18 protein-coding genes are annotated in these 18,931 nt (G+C 58.3%); 4 read left to right on the forward strand and 14 right to left on the reverse strand.

Annotated elements, in window-relative coordinates:
- The first annotated feature begins 93 nt into the window (after positions 1-93).
- The gene (locus H4N61_RS17875) at positions 94-1,767 is read left to right on the forward strand and encodes a glycoside hydrolase family 3 N-terminal domain-containing protein (protein ID WP_182394610.1); all 1,674 of its coding nucleotides are present in this window, start codon (positions 94-96) and stop codon (positions 1,765-1,767) included.
- Between the two features lie 12 nt (positions 1,768-1,779).
- Here H4N61_RS17875 and H4N61_RS17880 read toward each other — a convergent pair whose 3' ends face one another.
- From H4N61_RS17880 to H4N61_RS17910, 7 genes are all read right to left on the reverse strand, one after another.
- Positions 1,780-3,069 (reverse strand): folylpolyglutamate synthase/dihydrofolate synthase family protein, encoded by a 1,290-nt coding sequence (locus tag H4N61_RS17880; RefSeq protein WP_182394611.1) that lies wholly within the window; start codon positions 3,067-3,069, stop codon positions 1,780-1,782.
- 108 nt (positions 3,070-3,177) lie between these two features.
- Positions 3,178-5,601 carry a phenylalanine--tRNA ligase subunit beta gene (pheT, locus tag H4N61_RS17885; protein WP_182394612.1) on the reverse strand — a complete coding sequence of 808 codons (2,424 nt, stop codon included), beginning with the start codon at positions 5,599-5,601 and terminating at the stop codon, positions 3,178-3,180.
- 35 nt (positions 5,602-5,636) lie between these two features.
- Positions 5,637-6,767, reverse strand: coding sequence for a phenylalanine--tRNA ligase subunit alpha (pheS, locus tag H4N61_RS17890; RefSeq protein ID WP_182394613.1), 1,131 nt, complete (start codon positions 6,765-6,767; stop codon positions 5,637-5,639).
- A gap of 108 nt (positions 6,768-6,875) precedes the next feature.
- Positions 6,876-7,277, reverse strand: a complete 402-nt coding sequence (rplT, locus tag H4N61_RS17895) for a 50S ribosomal protein L20 (protein WP_169194346.1) — start codon at positions 7,275-7,277, stop codon at positions 6,876-6,878.
- Positions 7,278-7,296: 19 nt separating this feature from the next.
- Positions 7,297-7,497, reverse strand: a complete 201-nt coding sequence (gene rpmI, locus H4N61_RS17900; RefSeq protein WP_046105910.1) for a 50S ribosomal protein L35 — start codon at positions 7,495-7,497, stop codon at positions 7,297-7,299.
- 131 nt (positions 7,498-7,628) lie between these two features.
- A complete protein-coding gene (locus H4N61_RS17905) occupies positions 7,629-9,803 on the reverse strand; it encodes a methyl-accepting chemotaxis protein (protein WP_169194345.1) in 2,175 nt (724 codons plus the stop codon).
- A gap of 147 nt (positions 9,804-9,950) precedes the next feature.
- Complete coding sequence (locus tag H4N61_RS17910; protein WP_182394614.1) at positions 9,951-11,459, reverse strand: MFS transporter; 1,509 nt, start codon at positions 11,457-11,459, stop codon at positions 9,951-9,953.
- A 90-nt stretch (positions 11,460-11,549) separates the two neighbouring features.
- On the opposite strand from H4N61_RS17910, the gene H4N61_RS17915 reads away from it, so the two are divergent.
- Complete coding sequence (locus H4N61_RS17915; protein ID WP_169194343.1) at positions 11,550-12,101, forward strand: TetR/AcrR family transcriptional regulator; 552 nt, start codon at positions 11,550-11,552, stop codon at positions 12,099-12,101.
- Here the strand turns inward: H4N61_RS17915 and H4N61_RS17920 are convergent.
- The gene (locus tag H4N61_RS17920; protein ID WP_182394615.1) at positions 12,076-12,927 is read right to left on the reverse strand and encodes a glycosyltransferase family 2 protein; all 852 of its coding nucleotides are present in this window, start codon (positions 12,925-12,927) and stop codon (positions 12,076-12,078) included. The two genes, H4N61_RS17915 and H4N61_RS17920, sit on opposite strands and share 26 nt — an antisense overlap.
- Before the next feature lie 116 nt (positions 12,928-13,043).
- Here H4N61_RS17920 and H4N61_RS17925 point away from each other — a divergent pair, with 116 nt between their 5' ends.
- Together H4N61_RS17925 and H4N61_RS17930 are read left to right on the forward strand one after the other, a co-directional pair.
- Positions 13,044-13,463, forward strand: coding sequence for an Hsp20 family protein (locus H4N61_RS17925; protein WP_169194341.1), 420 nt, complete (start codon positions 13,044-13,046; stop codon positions 13,461-13,463).
- A gap of 75 nt (positions 13,464-13,538) precedes the next feature.
- Positions 13,539-13,823: a DUF1150 family protein gene (locus H4N61_RS17930; RefSeq protein ID WP_169194340.1), complete on the forward strand. Its 285-nt coding sequence runs from the start codon at positions 13,539-13,541 to the stop codon at positions 13,821-13,823.
- A 73-nt stretch (positions 13,824-13,896) separates the two neighbouring features.
- On the opposite strand, the gene H4N61_RS17935 is transcribed toward H4N61_RS17930, so the two are convergent.
- The 6 genes from H4N61_RS17935 to H4N61_RS17960 all read right to left on the reverse strand — a co-directional run bounded on the left by H4N61_RS17935 (position 13,897) and on the right by H4N61_RS17960 (position 18,917).
- Positions 13,897-14,361: a PTS sugar transporter subunit IIA gene (locus H4N61_RS17935; protein ID WP_169194339.1), complete on the reverse strand. Its 465-nt coding sequence runs from the start codon at positions 14,359-14,361 to the stop codon at positions 13,897-13,899.
- A gap of 47 nt (positions 14,362-14,408) precedes the next feature.
- On the reverse strand, positions 14,409-14,984 hold the full coding sequence (locus H4N61_RS17940) for an HPF/RaiA family ribosome-associated protein (protein WP_169194338.1): 576 nt from the start codon (positions 14,982-14,984) through the stop codon (positions 14,409-14,411).
- 436 nt (positions 14,985-15,420) lie between these two features.
- Positions 15,421-16,920 carry an RNA polymerase factor sigma-54 gene (rpoN, locus tag H4N61_RS17945; RefSeq protein WP_182394616.1) on the reverse strand — a complete coding sequence of 500 codons (1,500 nt, stop codon included), beginning with the start codon at positions 16,918-16,920 and terminating at the stop codon, positions 15,421-15,423.
- A gap of 133 nt (positions 16,921-17,053) precedes the next feature.
- Positions 17,054-17,809: an LPS export ABC transporter ATP-binding protein gene (lptB, locus tag H4N61_RS17950; protein ID WP_169194336.1), complete on the reverse strand. Its 756-nt coding sequence runs from the start codon at positions 17,807-17,809 to the stop codon at positions 17,054-17,056.
- Positions 17,806-18,267, reverse strand: coding sequence for an LptA/OstA family protein (locus H4N61_RS17955; RefSeq protein ID WP_169194335.1), 462 nt, complete (start codon positions 18,265-18,267; stop codon positions 17,806-17,808). Before H4N61_RS17955 ends, lptB begins: the two co-directional genes overlap by 4 nt.
- Complete coding sequence (locus tag H4N61_RS17960; RefSeq protein ID WP_182394617.1) at positions 18,264-18,917, reverse strand: hypothetical protein; 654 nt, start codon at positions 18,915-18,917, stop codon at positions 18,264-18,266. The genes H4N61_RS17955 and H4N61_RS17960 overlap by 4 nt, the downstream gene beginning before the upstream one ends.
- Positions 18,918-18,931: the final 14 nt, after the last annotated feature.

Consider the following 18,931-nt stretch of genomic DNA (forward strand, 5'->3'; position numbering starts at 1 on the left):
TTGTTTGCTTGAAGATCTGCCTCGCCTTTGCCACCTTGCTCTGGTGCTGCTAAGCAAGACAAAACAGAATAAGAAGACTTCAGGGGATTTGCCTTGGCCGCCATCGACCTCTCTGCCGCGCCGTTCCATCTTGAAGACGGTGCGCAGGCCTGGGTGCAAGAAACGCTGACCAGCCTAAGCCCGCGCGATAAGCTGGCGCAGCTGTTCATTCTGCTGTCACGCGACGCGCCGGAGGCCGCGCTCGATAGCCTGCGCGCCTTCAAACCCGCCGGCATCACGCGAATCTATTCGTCCAATCTCAGTGCTGAGATTGGCTTGATCAACGACGCCAATAGCGTTGGCCCTGTGCCCATGCTGGTCAGCGCCGATCTCGAAGGCAGCCGCATGAGCCTGCCCTTTGGCACTGAAGTGCCAAATCCGCTGGCGCTGGCGGCCATCGACGATGTTGAAACCACATCCGCGATTGCCACCATCATGGCCGAGGAGGCCCATGCTGTTGGGCTCAATTGGAGCTTTACCCCGCTGCTCGACATCAATGCCGCTTGGCGCAGCGCTATTGTCAGCACGCGCTCATTTGGCTCGGACGTTGATCTGATCGAGCGCCACGCCCTAGCAGAAATCTCAGCCTTCCAAGCCAGTGGCGTCGCCGCGACCGTAAAGCACTGGCCGGGCGAAGGCTTTGATGACCGCGATCAGCACCTGGTCACAACCGTAAACCCGCTCTCCGTGGAGGAATGGGAAGACAAGTTCGGTCGGCTGTATCGCGCCGCCATTGATGCGGGCGTCATGAGCGTCATGTCTGCCCATATCGCTTTTCCCGCCTATGTCCTCGCCAATGACCCAGATGCAGGCGCTGAGGCATACCGCCCAGCCGTTTTAAGCTCTTTGCTCAATCAGCACCTCCTACGCGAAAAGCTGGGCTTTAACGGCCTTATCGTCACCGACGCCACGCCTATGGCTGGTTTTGGTGACTGGGGCCCGCGTTCCGAAATCATTCCGCAATCCATCATTGCTGGCTGCGATCTTATTCTGTTTTCCGACGATCCCACGGCCGACTTGATGCATCTCGTTGCCGCCGTTGCCGATGGTCGCTTGAGCCAGGAACGTGTTGATGAAGCCGTGACGCGCGTCTTGGCGCTCAAGGCCGCACTGGGCCTTCACAAGACAGATCGTGAGCCGCTGGAGCCAATCAGCGCGCAGCTCACCCTAGCGCGGCTGTCGAGCAAGGAAGTCGCCAAGGCAGCGCATGACAAAGTGCCAACGCTGGTCAAAGACACAGCGAACCTTTTGCCGTTGACGGTTGAAAAGCATAAGCGGGTTTTGATCTTTTCGACCGGCGCGGTGCAACCCTTCGCACCGGTGCCACTGCCGCTATCCTTGCCAGACCTCTTGCGCGAGCAGGGGTTTGAGATCACCGAATATACGCCTGACATGCAGGTCAACATCAAGGATTTTGATCTCGTGCTGTATCTTCTTGCGGAAGAAACCCTGCTGACGCGTCAGCGGATTTTCCTCAATTGGCGCGAGCTGACGGGCAATGTTTTTGGCGCGATGAAGCGCTACTGGCACGATGTGCCGGTGCTGATGGTGTCGCTTGGCTACCCGTTCTATCTGCATGATGCGCCACGGGTTAAAACCTACGTCAACGCTTATGCCTCCAACGAGGATATGCAGCAGGCGGTCCTCGATTGCCTCTTGGGCAAAAAGCCCTTCTTGGGCAAGAGCCCGGTCGATCCCTTCTGCGGGTCCGACCAGGCCAAATATTGAGGTACAAATATATCAGTCGGGCAGGGTGCCGTTTTTATCCAAAACGTCACCCGCCAGATAAAGCGATCCAGCCACCAGCACGCGGGCGTTTTCAATGCCCGCAGCGGCTTTCAAGGCCGTTTCTACGTCACTGACAGCCTCGGTCGGCACGCCAATGGCTGCGCCGCGTCGGGCAATCTCTTCGCCCGAATGCGCATTAGGCTCGCCCGGAATGGTGAGCGTAAACACTTTCACCGGCTCAAGCGGCATATAGGGCGCCAGCACGTCCTCGGGGGCGCGGGTGTTCATCATCCCGAGCACCAGCACCAGCGGCTTTTTCGGCATGGCGCTGAGAGCCTTGGCTACAGCTCGCGAACCATGGGCATTATGCCCGCCATCCAGCCACAGCTCATGGCTAGGGGAGAGCAGGTCGCGCAGGTGTCCATTACGCAGCGGCTGCATGCGCGCTGGCCAAGTGACCTTGCGGAGCCCTTGCGCAAACGCTGCTTCATCAATCGGCAGGCCAAAATGGCGCGCGGCGGCAATGGCCAGCGCAGCATTTTCGAACTGATGCTGTCCGATCAAGGCAGGCGGTGGCAAGTCAAGGAGCCCGTCTTGGTCTTCAAAGACCAAACGCCCATCCTGCTCGGCCCCATAAAACTCTTCGCCCTGATAGATCGGGGTAACGCCCAAGCGCCGTGCAGCGCGGTCTATGACATCATGGGCATCGGCCTGTTGGATACCGATAACCGCTTTCGCGCCACGCTTGAGGATGCCCGCCTTGTTTACAGCAATCTCCCCAATCGTATTTCCGAGGAACCCTTGATGGTCGAGATCGACCGGGGTGATGATCGTGCCCAATGGGTTCTTGACCACATTGGTGGTGTCGTAGGTGCCGCCCATGCCCACTTCGAGCAGAAGATAGTCGGCAGGCGTCTCGGCAAAGAGCTTGAAGGCCGTGACAGTTGTCACCTCGAAGAAGGTGATCGGATCGCCATTGTTGACGGCCTCAACCTCTTCCAGCGCAGCATCGAGCACTGGGGTCTCAACCAGTTTGCTAGCGAGGCGGATGCGCTCATTGAACCGCACGAGATGCGGAGAATTGTAGACGTGAACTGTCTTGCCCGCCGCTTCTAGGAAAGCACGCAGATAGGCAATGGTCGAGCCTTTGCCATTGGTCCCGGCCACATGGATAACCGGAGGCAGTTTTTCATGCGGGTTTCCGAGGCGCTCCAACAGGGGCAGCATGCGATCGAGACTGAGGTCGATCAGCTTTGGGTGAAGCTGGCTCAAACGGGCCAAAATGGCGTCTGTGCGGGACATTTTGTCATTCCCAAATGCAAAAGCCGGGCAGGCCCCGGCAGGTTCCTCTCCCGCGTGAAGGGGGAGGTGGGGTGGAGGCGGTCTAGCATGAGCCGCCCCCGATAGATCTTACTTGCGCAACTCGCCGCCAGTGGCTTTGGCAACCGCCGCCACGACCGCTGCCGACACCTTTTCGATGTCCTCATCAGTCAGTGTCTTGTCGCGTGGCTGCAAGGTCACTTCGATTGCGACCGACTTCTTGCCTTCGCCAACATGGGTGCCTTCAAAGACGTCGAAAATGGTCACGTCCGAGATCAGTACCTTTTCCGCGCCCTTGGCAGCCTTGATAATGGTCGCAGCCGATACGGCCTTATCCATCACGAAAGCAAAGTCGCGCGACACAGGCTGGAACTGGCTGAGCGTTAGCGCAGGCTTAGTCTTCGTGGCCTTCTTGCGGGCTTCTGGAATGGCATCGAGGTCAATCTCGAACGCCACAACCGGACCTTCAAGGTCAAGCTCAGCAATCAGAGCAGGGTGCAGTTCACCGAACCAACCAAGTGTGACCTTCGGGCCAAGGGCGAAGCGACCGCCGCGACCCGGATGGCTCCAGCTGGCAGCTTCTGGCAACACCTGAACCTTGTCGACATCCACGCCAAGAGCATCGAGCACCGCCGCGAGGTCTGCCTTGGCGTCCCAAACGGAAACCGCCGTGGCCTTTCCGGACCAATGACGGCCAGCGCCATTGAGTGTCGCCGTGCCAGTGCGGACGCCCGTTGCATAGGTATGCTGACCGTCTGGATTACCGGACAGGAACACCTGACCCACTTCAAACAGCGCCACATCGCCAAAGCCACGGTTGGCATTGCGACGCGCACCCGAGAGCAGGCCTGGCAGCAGGGACGGACGCATATCGGTCATGTCCGAGGCAATCGCATTGGCCAGCTGGCGGTCTTCGGTGCCACCACCAAAGCGTGTCGCCAATTCATTGGAAATGAATGACCAAGTGACGGCTTCATCCAGACCACGCGATGCCAGAGCGCGACGCGTAATGCGGCGACGGTTCTGAATGGTGGTTAGAATGCGCGGAGCGACGTGGTGGAGGCGTGGCAGTGGTTCGACGGGAACATTGTCCACGCCCACCATGCGCATCACCTCTTCCACGAGGTCGGCATTCATCGTCACGTCTGGGCGCCAGCTTGGCACCTTCACCGTACGAACATTGCCCTCGCCTTCAACGCCAAAGCCAAGGCGGGTGAGAATGTCTTCGATCTCGCTTGCAGAAACATTCAATCCGGTGAGGCGCTTAACTTCCGCGAGTGGGAACTCGACGACCGTGTTCGGGAACACATCTTCACCCGAAATCGCTGGCTCCATGGCGTCGCCGCCGCAGAGTTCCAGCACGAGGCGGGTTGCCAGCTGCAAGCCTGGTTCTGTCAGGGCTGGATCAACATTGCGTTCAAGGCGATAGCGCGCGTCCGAAACAATGCCTGTTTTGCGACCACCCTGAGCAATCAGGTCTGCGTCCCAGCTGGCGCATTCCATGATGATATTGGTGGTGTCTTCGGTCACACCCGAACGGATGCCACCCATAATGCCACCAAGGCACAGTGGGCCCTTGTCGTCGGCGATAACCGTCATGGTTTCGTCGAGCGTGTAAATCTTGTTGTCGAGTGCGTCGAACTCTTCGCCACGGGCATTGCGCAGCACCATGGTGCCCTCAACCTTGTCGGCGTCATAGGCGTGCAGCGGACGACCCCAACCCAGCGAAACAAGGTTGGTGATATCAACGATAGTGTTGATCGGGCGCAGACCAACAGCGCGCAAACGCGCCTGCAGCCACTCTGGCGAAGGGCCATTTTTGACGTTGGCGATGTAGCGGCCAGCAAACTTGCGGATCGCCTTTGGCGCGCCGTCAGCGAAGTCATGCGCGAGCGGTGCAATCGGGCTTGGACCCTTGGAAGGGACTGGCGAAAAGTCGGTGGACTTCAGCGTCCCCAGACCGAAGGCCGCCAGATCGCGCGCCACGCCATAAACGCCGGTCGCGTCGCCGCGGTTTGGGGTGATGGAAATGTCAAAGACCACGCCATTGATGCCTGCGAAATCGACATATTTCTGGCCGATTGGCGCGTCTTCGGGCAGCTCGATAATGCCGTCGTTCTCGTCCGACAGTTCCAGTTCTGCAGCCGAGCACAGCATGCCGTTAGACGGCGCGCCACGGATGACAACGCCACCCTTGAGCTCAAAATCTTTGCCCGGAATATAGGTGCCCGGCGCGGCAAACACGGTCTTCAAACCGGTGCGGCAGTTTGGAGCGCCACAGACCACGTCGATCAACTCGCCCGTGCCCGCGTCAACTTTACAGATATTGAGGTGGTCCGAGTTCGGGTGCGCTTTGGCTTCCACCACATGCGCGACCACAAACTTTTCGAGCGCCTTACCCTGGCTTTCAATGCCTTCGACCTCGAGACCAATCATGGTCAATGCCTTGCCGATATCTTCCGGCGAAGCATTGGTGTCGAGGTGTTCCTTGAGCCAGTCGAGAGTGAACTTCATTTTGCTATTCTGCTTTCAGGAATCTGGGGTCAGGCTCAGTTGCTCAGGCCGCCGAACAATGTCGGCAGGTCGAGCGGACGGAAGCCATAGTGTTCAATCCAACGCTGGTCAGCGTCGAAGAACGCACGCAGGTCCGGCATGCCATATTTCAGCATAGCGAGACGGTCGATGCCGACGCCAAAGGCAAAGCCCTGATAGACGCTTGGATCAAGGCCAGCGTGTTCGAGCACGTTCGGGTGAACCATGCCGCAACCCAGAATTTCGAGCCAGTCATTGCCTTCGCCGATCTTTACTTCGGCGCCCGAGCGATCGCACTGCACGTCAACTTCCATCGACGGCTCAGTGAACGGGAAGAAGCTTGGGCGGAAGCGCAAGGTGACGTTCGGCACTTCAAAGAAGGCTTTGAGGAATTCTTCGAGCACCCAGCGCAGCTGGCCGATGTGGCTCGACTTGTCGATGACGAGACCTTCCACCTGATGGAACATCGGGGTGTGGGTCTGGTCGCTGTCGTTACGATAGGTGCGGCCCGGAATAACCACGCGGATCGGCGGATCCTGTGGTGGGGTCAGATAGGACGCCGATGGCTTATCATTGGTCTTCTGCATGACGCGAACCTGCACCGGCGAGGTGTGGGTGCGCAGAACCTTCTTTTCCCCGTTCGGACCGGGCTTCATGAAGAAGGTGTCGTGCATTTCGCGCGCCGGGTGGCCTTCAGGGAAGTTCAGCGCGGTGAAGTTGTAATAATCGGTCTCGATATCGGGACCTTCGGCTACGGAAAAACCCATGTCCGAGAAAATCGCAGTGATTTCGTCAATGGTCTGCGAAATCGGGTGAATGCGGCCCTTGGCGGTTGGGGCAGGCTGCAAGGGCAGGGTGACATCGAGCGTCTCCGCCGTGAGGCGCGCTTCTAGCGCTGCGCTCTTGAGGGAAATGCTGCGCGCGTCGATAAGGCTCGCCACATCATTCTTGAGCCCGTTGATAGCCGGGCCAGCGGCTTTACGGTCTTCGGGGTCCATCGAGCCGAGAGTGGCGAGTAGGGCCGAAACAGACCCTTTCTTGCCCAGGGCTGCGACGCGCACGGCATCAAGTGCAGTTTCTGTGTCCGCGCCGGTAATGGCTGCGGAAATCTCACTGCGCAGGGTTTCGATCTGGGACTGCAGGGACATGAATAATCTCGTTCAACGTACTGGTGGCGGTTAGACCAAAACAAAACGCCCCGCGCCAGCCCTCTCGGGTGGCGCAAGGCGCAATTTTGACCTCAGCTAAGCTGAAGATTAGGCGGTAACGCGAGCGTGGGTGGTTGCATCCACGGTTTCGAGATACGCCAGAGCTGCCTTGGCCTTAGCGACGATAGCCGCAAAAGCTTCTGGCTGAGTGATCGCGAGATCGCTCAGAACCTTACGGTCGACAGCGACTTCAGCTTTGCTGAGGCCGTCGATAAAGCGGTTGTAGGTCAGGCCGTAGTCACGCACTGCTGCGTTGATACGCTGGATCCACAGAGCGCGGAAGTTACGCTTCTTGACGCGACGGTCGCGGTAAGCGTACTGGCCGGCCTTTTCGACCGCCTGCTTGGCGATACGGATAGTAGACTTGCGGCGGCCGTAGTAACCTTCGGCGGCCTTCAAGACCTTCTTGTGACGGGCGTGGGCTGTGACGCCTCTTTTTACGCGTGCCATTCTTTAGTGTCCTTCCAGCTTAGCGGTTGTACGGCATGTACCACTTCACCAGACCCTCGTCGCCCTTGGACAGGATCTTGGTGCCGCGGTTGGTGCGGATGTACTTTGCGTTGTGGCTGATAAGGCGGTGGCGCTTGCCGGCAACGCCGGCCTTCACCTTACCGGTTGCGGTGAAGCTGAAACGCTTCTTTGCACCGGACTTGGTCTTCATCTTTGGCATTTTGCGGGTCCTTTTGAAGGTACTTGGATGGATTTTGGCCCATCGCATTCAAGAACCGCCACGGCATGCCTTTTGGCCGGGCGATCCGGAGATGGGGCTTAATAGGCGTCCTGCGCACGAAACGCAAGGCCTTAAGCCGCCTCCTCCTGGCTATCGTGTTCGCCTTGTGTAAAGCGAGTAACGATTTCGTCGAGCGCTTCGGCCTGCGCACGCGTTTGGTCGATCGAGGCGTGCGATTCTTCAACCAGCGCAGCATTCTGGTGCATGTCGCTATCCATTTCGCGCATGGATTGTGCGATCGAAACAATAGACTGCGATTGGGACTGGGCCGAGGCCGCAATCTGTTCCATTTCAGAGCTTGAGCGACCGACCACGGTGTGGATGGCCGATAGCACTTCTGCTGCTTCCTGCGCGATCTTGGTGCCGCCCGCAACAACGGTTGAGGATTTTGAGGTCAGCGCCTTAATGTCCTGCGAGGCATTGGCTGCCGATTGAGCCAGACGGCGCACTTCTACGGCGACCACAGCAAAACCCTTGCCCGCATCGCCAGCGCGCGCAGCTTCCACCGAAGCGTTGAGCGCCAAGAGATTGGTCTGGAAGGCAATGTCTTCGATCATGCCCGTAATCGAGGAAATCTGATCAGAGGAGCTGCGGATGTCGGTCATTGCCTGCAGCAGGCGCGACATTGCCGAATTGCCATTATAGGCCAATTCGGCCGATTCCTTGGCGCTATTGGCGGCCTTATGGGCCAGTTCGGCGGTTTCATCCAGCTGGCTTGCCAGGTGTTCAACGGCGCGCACGGTGGTTTCCAAAACGCCAGCCTGACGATGAGTGCGTTCAGCCAGATTGTCGGTCCCGCTCAAAATCTCGCGGGTGGCGCGACGGAGGGCCTGGGAAGCGTCAGAGAGCTGTTCCATCGTGCCAGACAGAGACTCTGCCAAAGCATTGGTGTCGTTCTGCAGCTTCTGGAAGACGCCACGGAACTCGCCTTCAACGCGGTGATCCAAACGCGCAGCAGCAAGATTGGCCAGCACATTGGCGTTCGTCTGCACGCCTTGCGCCACCGTTTCCATCAGCGCGTTAACGCTGCGTGCCAAGGCGTCGAGATCATCGCTGCCATAACCATTGCTGAGACGCGCCGAGAAATCCCCATCAAGCGCCGCATCGACAACATAGCCGAGGTCCGCCTTGAGCGTGCTCCAGCGCTGCGCAGCAAGCTGCGCCTCACGTTGCTCTTCCTGCTCGCGCTGGCGCGATGCCTGCAGGGTCTGGCCGTTCTTCCCGAACACTTCGAGCGCGCGGGCGATGCTGCCAAGCGCGTCGGTGCGCTCCGTATTGTCAATCGTGAGGTCAAACTCGCCGCTCGAGAGGCGGTCCATCCGCTCGGCGATGGCCCCGATTTCCTTCGCCAGCCAACGCGCCGTCAGTAGGCTAAAGATCACGCCGATGATCAACGCGAGGCCACCTGCAAGCGAGGCCAAAAGGGTGATCTGACCGCTCTGCTCACCAACCTGCTGTTCGATCCGCGCCTCTTCGGCGGCGCTTTGTTCAAGCGTGGAATTATACGACTGCAACAGCGCTGCGTCGGCAGCAGCGACAGAGCGCTCAAACTCGGCACTGGCTTGTTGGATCTCCGCCATAGTGGTGAGTTCTGAAAGGACTAGGTTGAGTTCACCCAGAATGGTTTTGGCGAGGTCATCCAAAGGCGAGCCATAAATGCTGTAGCGCAGCATGTTGAGCGCTTTGGTGGTTTCGGAGTGCGCGGTCATGGCGTGGTCCAGCGCGCCCGGTTCCCCGCTCAACAGATCTTCTGTTTCAATGCGCAGCATTAGAACACCACGCTGCACCGCTGCGCCGTTTGCCGTTACGGCAACGGACAGCCCATCGAGCTGCGACAAGCCTTTGACCAGCTCTTCGGCCTGATCCATCAGGGTCAGGTTTTGCGCGCGCACCATCTCACTTTGGGAGATGAGGTTCGTATCGAGAGCGATGATGGATTCAACGTTCTCAATGAACACGGCCACGTCTTCTTCGGGCAAGCGCGCCAGCGCTTCGCGCAAAGGCGCCTCAGTCGCGCTCGATGGTCGGACGCGGTATTGGCTAAAGGCAAGGCGCGCATCCGCCAGATGTTCAGATCGCGTGCGAACTTCATCGGTCTGCTGCGCCACCAGGCTACGGTCTGCAAATGCCGCGGTTAATGTCTGGCTGCCAACCAAGCACAGTGCAAGAAGGCCACCCATCAGCACGATCAGGATGCTAAAAGCGAGATAGATACGCGCTGACAGAGATAAGCGGTGCAGATTCATAGACCTAGCCTAGGGAAGTCCCAACGTTAGCGGACTAGGTAGAGCTCATATCTTAATGAATCTTGCATGGTACTGCCATAAATGTGGTTATGGCAGTAGCTTAGCGGCACGCGCGTGCCGCTAAGAGATATGTCAAAGCTGGACTGCCTAGTGCCCGCTCTGCTCAGGCGCGCTGTAGTTCCGCAGGGCGAAGCCCACGCCAATGGCCAAGAGTGCCACGATTGTTGCAGCGCTGAGGAGAACCGTTTGGTGAGCACTGGAAAAAGCCAGACGCGCCGCCTGTTCCAAAAGCCCTGCCTGATCGCCTAGGCCTTGGGCAGCCAACATGGTCTCCCCAATCGAATCCTTGGCATTGGCAGGCACGAGTGCCGCAAGACCCTCAGGCACACGTAGGTTTGTGGCGTAGATATTGGTGAGCAAGACGCCAAAGAGCGAAATGCCCAAGCCTGCGCCCAGCTCATAGCCCGTGCCTTCTAGTGAGCCCGCCGCTCCGGCTTTGTCGGCCGGCGCATTCGACATAATGGCGATCGAGGATGCTGTAAGGCCGATGCTGAGGGCCAGTCCAAGCATTGCCATCATCAGGTAAACCGTTACGCCGGGGTGGTGGAAATCGCTGACACCCAAGACGCTCAGCGCCAGGGCCGCAATCAACAACGACGCCGGTGCGAGCCACTTTAGCCCGACGTATTTGACCAGATAGCCTGCCACAGGTCCGCCAATCGCCGAGGCGACGACGAGCGGCATCATGAAGAGACCGGCTTGAAGCGGGCTACGGCCAACCACAAACTGCAATTCCTGCGCGATAGTGAGTTCCACTCCAGCCAGCGCGCCGGTCACGACCAGTGCCATGACCACGCCCGCGACAATAGCGGGTGTTTGCAGGAGGCTCATATCGAGCATGGGCGTTGCCGAGCGCAATTGCTGGCGCACAAACCAGACGATCAGTGCCAGCCCGATGGCCGCAATGGAGAGGCTGGTGATGACTGAACTGCCGGGCTTAAAGCCAGATTTGAGAGCGTAAACGGTGGCAATCAGGCCAAGAATAAGGGCCAGTGCCTGTCCGAATTTCCACTCGGCCGTGCCTTCTGGCTTGCGCTTCGGGACGACGAAATAGGCGAGCGGCCAGACAATGGCCATTACCGGCACATTGATCAAAAACACCGAGCCCCACCAGAAGTGCTCAAGCAGGAAACCGCCCACCAGCGGACCGAAAGCCGCGCCTGCCCCGCCGATCGTGCCCCAGAGGCCCAAAGCCATGGCGCGTTCATTCGCATCGTCAAACGTCTGGCGAATAATGGCCAGAATATTGGGCATCACCATGGAGGCGCCGATCGCGAGCACCAGTCGCGCGCCGATCAAAACGCTGGCGGTGGGAGCGAAAGCGGCAATCACCGAGGCGACCAAAAATATGGCGAGCCCGGTGAGCAACATCCGCTTATGCCCCACCCTGTCGGCCAGAGTACCCATTGGCACCAAAAGACCGGCCATGATCAGGGGGTAAATGTCGATGATCCAGAGGATTTCGGTGCCACTCGCGCCCAGTGCCAAGGTCAAAGACGGCACAGCGATGTGCAAGATGGTCATGTCGATGACGATCGGCACAAAGGCAACCAGAACTGCGATCAGCACCAGCCATCTGTTATGAGTCTTCGGCATCGTACACCTCTTTTTGAGTCATTGCGGCCTAGCGTCGCCGCCAAAGATTGGCTATTTATATCCGTCCGGACGGATTGAAAAGAGAGAAAAGTGGGTAGAAAACAAACAATTGATCGTGGTGCCTTGCTCGATGCCGCCGAGCGCGTGGTGTTTCGCGATGGCGCTGGGCAGCTGACAATCGAAGCGGTTGCCGCCGAAGCTGGGGTCAGCAAAGGCGGGGTGCTTTACGCGTTCACCAATAAGGATGGTTTGATCGACGCCATGTTCACGCGCGTCTTTGCCGCAATGGACGAGATCGCCAACGCGCGCATGGCTGAGATGGAAGATACAAGCGAAAACCGCGTTCGCGCCCACACCATCGCCAGTCGCGACGCCGGACAGAGCCTGAACGAGCGCTCGGTTGCGCTCGTGACCAATTTCATGCGGTCGCCGCAATATCGGAAAGGGGCGCTGGAGTATTACGAACAACTCCTGCACAAGCTGGACCTCTCGACCCCGTCAGGTCGAAAAGCGCGCCTCGCGCTCTTTGCCAGCGAAGGCGCGCTCCTGCTGCGCGGCATGGATTTTTACCCCATCAGCGAAAGCGACTGGGTCGAAATCCATAATGATATTCTCTCTATTCTGCTTGCTGAGAAGCCTTGAGGCGCGGCTCAAGGTGATCTTCAAAGAGCAGGCCCGGCTGTGCCGCGAGGGCATCGCCGAATTCGGCCTCGGCCGCTATCGAAACGGTTAGGAAGGCAGCGACGCCGTCCACATCGCTTTGCGATAGCCCATAATAGCCACTTTCCAATCTCCTCAGGATCTCGCGCTTGGAGCGGATCATCCCTTCAGTCACATTGGTGGAATTGCTCATCGAGCCTTCGCGCTTGATATAATCATGCAGCGGCTCGCCCAAATGGTAGCTTTGTGGCGCCGTCCGGTAGAGCTGCAGCAAAAACTCCAAGTCGGTCATATTGCTCATGCCGGTCTCAAACCGCCCATCAGCTTTGGCTCGGTCCCACACCACCATTGAGTCCATCGAAAGGCTCACCCATTTGTGTTCGCCCGGCGTCAGCGCGCGGTTCTCGCCAACGCCGACAAAGCGCAGGTGGGCAAAACTCATGTCCATGACATCAAGCGCGGTGGTGACAATGGCAAAATCCTTGAGCGCTGACACAGCTTTCTCAAGTTTTGTGGGCTTTAGCCGATCGTCCGCATCCAAAATTGCGGCATAGGGCGCGGTAATCGTTTCGAGTGCCACATTGCGCGTCACCGAAGCGCCAAGGCCAATGCCGCCGCTGGTGAGAAAACGCTGGCGCGGATCGTTTAGGCCCTGTTCATACATGTAGGAGCGATAATCGAAGCCGTCGTCGGCGATGATCCAGTGTTCCCAGTCGCCGTGTGTTTGGTTCAGTACGCTTGTCGCGGTCGTCGCCAGCGTGCTTTGGGCGTGAAAGGCAGGCGTAATGATGGCGACCGTATGGGGCATGGATGCTCCTTAGCTCTTGAACCCGGCTAGGCCATACCCATATCTTGAGCGCGTTGCAGACGCCATATGTGTTCGGGTCTGCGACAGGACGTTGCTTGATGTTCAAGGACGCTTAAATGTCGCGTATTTCGGTGTTTTCCGCACCTTTCCTCCTCGGGTTTGATAACTTTGAGGAGCGCATTGATCGCCTTCAGCGTGCTGCTGACGGCTATCCGCCCTATAATATCGAGCGCGTTCAGACCGAAGATGGCGCTGAACGATTTTTGATCTCGGTTGCCGTCGCTGGGTTCTCGCAAAATGAACTCGAGGTGCAGGTTGAAGACAATCAGCTGCAGCTACGAGGAAAACAGAAAGACGACCCCGGTCGTGACTATCTGCATCGCGGCATTGCGGCCCGCCAATTCCAACGGAGCTTTCTGCTTGCCGACGGAATGCAAGTCCTCGATGCAACTTTAGGGCATGGTATGCTCGTTATCACTGCTGAGCGTCCTCGCGCTCAGAAGATCGCCCGAATTATCAACATTCGCTCTCTCTAAATGAGCACTCCTCCCCAAGGGCCGAGCCTCCGGCCCGTGCCAGGAGAGAGCCAAGGAAAGGAAAGGGCCGACCCGATGATGGACAAAAGCAATTCCGACCTTCATGCGGATGAACTGAACCCGCTTAAGCATCTCACGCGCGCCCAGTTTGCCGCGCTCGGGGGTGATGCGGTCGCCTATATTAAAGCCGTGCCTGGTTCGCTGCTGACGACGCTCATCGAGGAAGGTCATTTCGACGCCGCTGGTGAATATCACCTGGTGATGTCTGCTGATGGCACCCCGCTCATGGTGGCTGATACCACCGAGGCCGTCGCAGAATGGCTGTCGGACCAGCGGATAGGCGTCGCAACTCTGCATTAGGCGGAGTTGAAAAGCCCAAAGAAAAACCCCCGGAGCGCGTGCTGCGGGGGTTTTTTAATCTTTGCCTAGCGGTTTACGCCGCGTCTTCTTCCAACTGCTCGGTCAGCAGCACGTGCAGACGATCTGCATCGTTTTCGGCTCGGAGTTGGTCGACCACGCTTTCGGTGCGCAGAATGCGCGCTACGCGTGAGAGGGCCTTGAGGTGATCAGCGCCAGCGCCAACAGGGGCGAGCAGCATCACAACAATGTCCACTGGCTGGTCGTCGACAGCGTCGAACTCGATCGCCTCATCAAGGCGAGCGAACACAGCGGTTACGCCTTGGAGTCCGGATACCTTGCCATGCGGGATAGCAATTCCGTTGCCCAAACCTGTCGAACCCAACTCTTCTCGTGCCATCAGCACTTCGAGAATGGTCTCTGCAGGAAATCCGGTAAGCTCGGCGCCCTTTTGGGAAAGGAGCTCAAACAGATGGCGTTTGTCGCGCACACCCGTGCAAGTCAGCACGGCATGTTCTGCCAGAATATCGGCCAATTCCATAAGTCTGCCTTAGGGTCTCATCAGCGAAAACAGTCGGCGGGCGCCCATTAACTGGCGCTCAGGGCTGGGTCAATCCAGCCGATATTGCCGTCCGCGCGGCGGTAGACCACATTCAGACCGCCATGTCCAGCGTGGCGGAACATAACGACTTGTTGACCGGTAAAGTCGAGCTCCATAACGGCCTCGTCTACGCTCATCTGTCTGAGGTTTTTCGTGGTCTCGGCAATCACCGGCGGAGCATAGTCCTCTTCGAGCTCGTCAACACCCTCTGTCCCTCCAAAAACTGTGTATTGCGCGACGAAGTCGTCCTCGGCATTTGCTTCCGCACGACGGTGCGAGCGCAGCTTGCGGTTATAACGGCGGAGTCTTTTTTCGATATTGTTTGCGACGATTTCATAGGTCGCGGTCGGGTCTTGCGCCTTCCCGCTCACCTGCAGCGTAGCCCCTGTATCAAGGTGAACCACGCAGTCGGCATGGAAACCAATGCCATCGGGCGTCAGGGTAAGATGGCCGTCATAGCCGCCGTCGAAGTACTTTCGCACCACGTGAGCGACGTGATCTTGGGCTTTGCCACGCAGGGCATCACCAACGTCCATATTCTTTCCCGAAACACGTAGGGTCATGGCTTTCTTCCTTTCGGTCGTATGGCCAGACGAGATGTTCCGTAAGCCGCTTCCCGGCTTTACGGGATCTGCGTCTGTCAGCACGCGAAACCGCACTGACAAGAGGATGCTAGCCCCGCTCTTAACCCAAGTCCATGACGAACTAGGCTTCCTTAGGAGTTTAGCGAGGTGACAGCACTCCTTTGTCAGACTACGCTTCGCGCTGAAATAACGGGGCGTTTTGCCCTTAGTTCCGAAAAACTTTGCTTAGCGCTCAAGGTTTTTTCTGTGTCAGCGCGACGCGCAGAAATTGCGCCCTGTCAGTCACTTCACCCGGTCTAGTCGGCGGCGGCATCAGCCCCTAACCACCACGGGTCGAGCCAAGCCGAAAGCCGCCAAATCAGACTGAAATCTCGACAGATTTTGGCCGTCAGACGCGCAGGCGCGCGGGACCAGTTTAGTCGGCGAGGTTCTTCTTTTGACGACGGCGAATGACCGAGGAAGGGATATTCATGCCTTCGCGGTATTTGGCCACAGTGCGTCTGGCCAATTCGATACCCTGCTCTTTGCGCAAAATCTCGGCGATGGTGTCGTCAGAGAGAATGGCCTTGGCGTCTTCGGCGTCGATCAAATTTTTGATCCGATGGCGCACGGCTTCCGCCGAATGGTCGGCCCCGCCCTCCGATGAGGCAATGGCGGTGGTGAAGAAATACTTCATCTCATAAAGGCCGCGGGGGGTGGCCATATATTTTTGGGCCGTCACGCGCGACACGGTCGACTCGTGCATTTCAATGGCTTCGGCCACCATTTTCAGCGTCATCGGCTTGAGGTGCGAGACCCCGTGGGTCAGAAATCCATCTTGCTGACGAACGATTTCTGTCGCCACCTTGGTAATGGTTTGCGCCCGCTGATCTAGGCTCTTGGTCAGCCAGTTTGCGGTTTGCAGGCAGTCGATCAGAAAAGTCTTCTCGGCCGTATCGCGGGTCTTCTTGGTCACCGTTGCGTAATAAACGCGGTTGACGAGTACGCGCGGCAAGATTTCGGAATTGAGCTCAATCTGCCACCCGCCATCAGGCCCTGGCCGAACGAACACGTCCGGAACGATAGACTCCACTGGCGCGATATCAAACGCTAGGCCGGGCTTGGGGTCGAGCTGCTTGAGCTCGGCCAACATATCGATCAGATCTTCCTTGTCGCAGCCGATGGTTTTGAGCAGCGCCGACATATTATGGTCGGCCAGCAAATCCAGGTTCTCGATCAGCTTTTGCATCACCGGGTCAAATCTATCCCGCTCGATGAGCTGGAGTGTCAGACACTCGGCCACCGAACGCGCGAACAGTCCCATGGGCTCGCAGGTCTGCAGCACCTGCAATACTGCCTCAACATCTTCGATGTCGGCTCCGAGCAGCTCGGCGATGCTGTCGAGTTCGACGCTGAGATAGCCAGCCTCGTTCAGCCCATCGATGAGATGTTGGGCGATCAGCCGATCGGCTGTCGTGCGCAGCACCATATTGGCTTGCGCTTCCAAATGATCGGACAGGCGCGGCTTAGCGGCGACATATTGGTCGAGGTCCGATGTTTCGCCGCCATCAAACGAGCCGCCACGGTCCGGCCCAGAGGTCTGGCCAATGTCTTGCGGAATAGCATCGGGGAAGACGTTTTCGATCGCAGTGTCATAGCCCTCGGCGATTTGGTCAGCGTCTTGAATACGTTCGCCCTGCGCGACAGTGTCTTCATAGGCGCTCATCTCAACCGGCGTTTCCACCGGCTCGCTATCGGCACTGTCTTCGCTCGGCCCCTCTTCACGCTCCAGCAGCGGATTGCGCAGCAGCTCGGTCTCAACGAAAGCGTTGAGCTCAAGATGGCTAAGCTGCAGCAGTCTGATGGACTGCATCAGCTGCGGCGTCAGCGTTAGCGATTGGGACTGGCGAAATTCCAGCCGTGGCGAAAGCGCCATGCGTGTGAGGTCTCGTGTTGCAATGTCCGGCCGATAAGGCCGCTTCCCGCCGGGACCATGCAACAAAATAAGGCGTCCGGCAAGTTTCGTGCCAGATATTTCAGGCGACGAAATTCAGTTTAACCAGAACGCGCTAGATGGAGAAACCTTCGCCCAGATAGACCCGTCGTGCTTCTGGATCGGCCGAAATCATCTCTGGCTTGCCTTGGATCATCACCTTGCCGCCATGGATAAGATAGGCGCGATCGACGAGGCCAAGGGTCTCACGCACAGCGTGGTCGGTGATCAGCACGCCAATGCCACGTTGGGTGAGCTGGCGCACGAGGCCCTTCACTTCAGCCACGGCAATGGGGTCAACGCCCGCAAACGGCTCGTCGAGCAGCATAAAGGCAGGGTCAGCCGCAAGGGCACGCGCGATCTCGACGCGCCGACGCTCGCCGCCCGAAAGGGCGAGGGCATTAGATTTCGCGAGATGTTCAATAGAAAATTCGCTCAGCAGCGCTTCCAGGCGACGCTTGCGCTCAGCCTTGCCACTGACCGTGTTTTCAAGCACGGCCATGATATTGCCGGTGACGGTCAGCCCGCGAAAAATGCTTGGCTCCTGAGGGAGGTAGCCGATCCCCAGCTGCCCGCGCTGAAAAAGCGGCAGGCGGGTGATGTTTTGACCATCAATAACAATGGTGCCTGCGTCCGGCTTCACCAGGCCCATGATCATAGTGAAAACGGTGGTTTTGCCAGCGCCATTCGGGCCAAGTAGGCCAACGGCTTCGCCGCGCCTCACAGCGAGCGACACATCGCGCACGACGACGCGCTTGCCAAAGCTCTTGGCCAAATTATTGGCGACCAGCCAACCGGTCTGGTCGACACGTGCTGAGGTTTCTGCACTCATTGAGAGGTGAAAACCCCCGTCACGCGGCCGCCGCCAGAACTGGTGAAGGTCGAGACATTGGTTTCAAGGTTCACCACCAATTCGGTCGCATCGACAGTGCCGGATGCGTTCTTCACCTTCACATTGCCGGTGAGGCGCATCAGCTGGTCGGCCGGGGTGAACACGGCGCGGTCGCCGGTTGAATCCTGGTCCTTGGTCAGCAGGCGCACATTGCCCCCGGTGGCCTCAAAGGTTTTGATGTCGCTGGTGCCGCCATCGCCATAGGTCGCCACAACCTTGGGCGCCCAGACGGTTACAACGGGATGCTTGACCACAACATTGCCGGTGAACACTGCTTCCCGGTCGGTTTCGTTCATCACGAACTCATCCGAGGAGATCTCGACAGGGTTTTGGGCCTGCGCGGGGCTAGCTGCTAAAAGCGGTATCAGCACAGCGGGGATCGCTAACCAGCGTTTCATGGTGTTTCGCCTTCTTCAGTCTCAGACTGCCCCTCGCCCGGGGTGGAGGGGATGGTTACGACAGAGCGGGAGAACGTCCACTGTGCCGCTTCGGCATCATAAACAAGACCTTCGGCTCGTACAGAGGAACCGTCGGCGTAATCAATTTCCACACGGCCTTCACTGGTCAGGATTTGGGTGCGCCAGTCAAAGGTCGAATTCATGATTGTCCCGACTGTACCGGTGGAGTCCGAAACCTCGGTTAATCCGCGTGCGATAGTGACTTCGCGCAAGGTATCGAGTTCGGCGTCATTGGTTTGGGCAATAAACTGCACGCCGTCGGCGCGGTCCATCACGAGGCGGGCATTTTCGAGGTCGACAAAGTCGCGCCGGTCATTGCTCGACCGCGCGCCTTCAGAGGAGACTCTATAGCGCGAGCCGTCCGGCAGGACGCCCACATATTCCGGCGCTTCGACAACCACGGCCTCTGGGGTGACAGTAATATTGCCGACCTCAAACCGCCCGCTGATGCTGGAAATGTAGAGTTGCAGACAGAGGGCTGCAAAGACCACCACGCCCAAAATCGGCACGAAAACACGCAAGAGGCCGACGAAGCGATTGCGCCGCGCCAGCCTTCTAAATGCTCTCGAACTCGCCGTCGTATCGCTCATCGAGCGGGGTACTC

The organism is Devosia sp. MC521, from assembly GCF_014127105.1.
Lineage (GTDB): Bacteria > Pseudomonadota > Alphaproteobacteria > Rhizobiales > Devosiaceae > Devosia.

Bases quoted from the DNA above. Each gene is read 5' to 3' on its own strand.
- H4N61_RS17935 (WP_169194339.1), bottom strand. From the start codon at position 14,361: ATGGAATTGGCCGATATTCTGGCAGAACATGCCGTGCTGACTTGCACG.
- rpmI (WP_046105910.1), bottom strand. From the start codon at position 7,497: ATGCCAAAGATGAAGACCAAGTCCGGTGCAAAGAAGCGTTTCAGCTTC.
- H4N61_RS17940 (WP_169194338.1), bottom strand. From the start codon at position 14,984: ATGACCCTACGTGTTTCGGGAAAGAATATGGACGTTGGTGATGCCCTG.
- pheS (WP_182394613.1), bottom strand. From the start codon at position 6,767: ATGTCCCTGCAGTCCCAGATCGAAACCCTGCGCAGTGAGATTTCCGCA.
- H4N61_RS17960 (WP_182394617.1), bottom strand. From the start codon at position 18,917: ATGAGCGATACGACGGCGAGTTCGAGAGCATTTAGAAGGCTGGCGCGG.
- H4N61_RS17910 (WP_182394614.1), bottom strand. From the start codon at position 11,459: ATGCCGAAGACTCATAACAGATGGCTGGTGCTGATCGCAGTTCTGGTT.
- H4N61_RS17930 (WP_169194340.1), top strand. From the start codon at position 13,539: ATGATGGACAAAAGCAATTCCGACCTTCATGCGGATGAACTGAACCCG.
- pheT (WP_182394612.1), bottom strand. From the start codon at position 5,601: ATGAAGTTCACTCTCGACTGGCTCAAGGAACACCTCGACACCAATGCT.
- rplT (WP_169194346.1), bottom strand. From the start codon at position 7,277: ATGGCACGCGTAAAAAGAGGCGTCACAGCCCACGCCCGTCACAAGAAG.
- rpoN (WP_182394616.1), bottom strand. From the start codon at position 16,920: ATGGCGCTTTCGCCACGGCTGGAATTTCGCCAGTCCCAATCGCTAACG.
- H4N61_RS17955 (WP_169194335.1), bottom strand. From the start codon at position 18,267: ATGAAACGCTGGTTAGCGATCCCCGCTGTGCTGATACCGCTTTTAGCA.
- H4N61_RS17880 (WP_182394611.1), bottom strand. From the start codon at position 3,069: ATGTCCCGCACAGACGCCATTTTGGCCCGTTTGAGCCAGCTTCACCCA.
- H4N61_RS17925 (WP_169194341.1), top strand. From the start codon at position 13,044: ATGTCGCGTATTTCGGTGTTTTCCGCACCTTTCCTCCTCGGGTTTGAT.
- H4N61_RS17920 (WP_182394615.1), bottom strand. From the start codon at position 12,927: ATGCCCCATACGGTCGCCATCATTACGCCTGCCTTTCACGCCCAAAGC.
- H4N61_RS17905 (WP_169194345.1), bottom strand. From the start codon at position 9,803: ATGAATCTGCACCGCTTATCTCTGTCAGCGCGTATCTATCTCGCTTTT.
- lptB (WP_169194336.1), bottom strand. From the start codon at position 17,809: ATGAGTGCAGAAACCTCAGCACGTGTCGACCAGACCGGTTGGCTGGTC.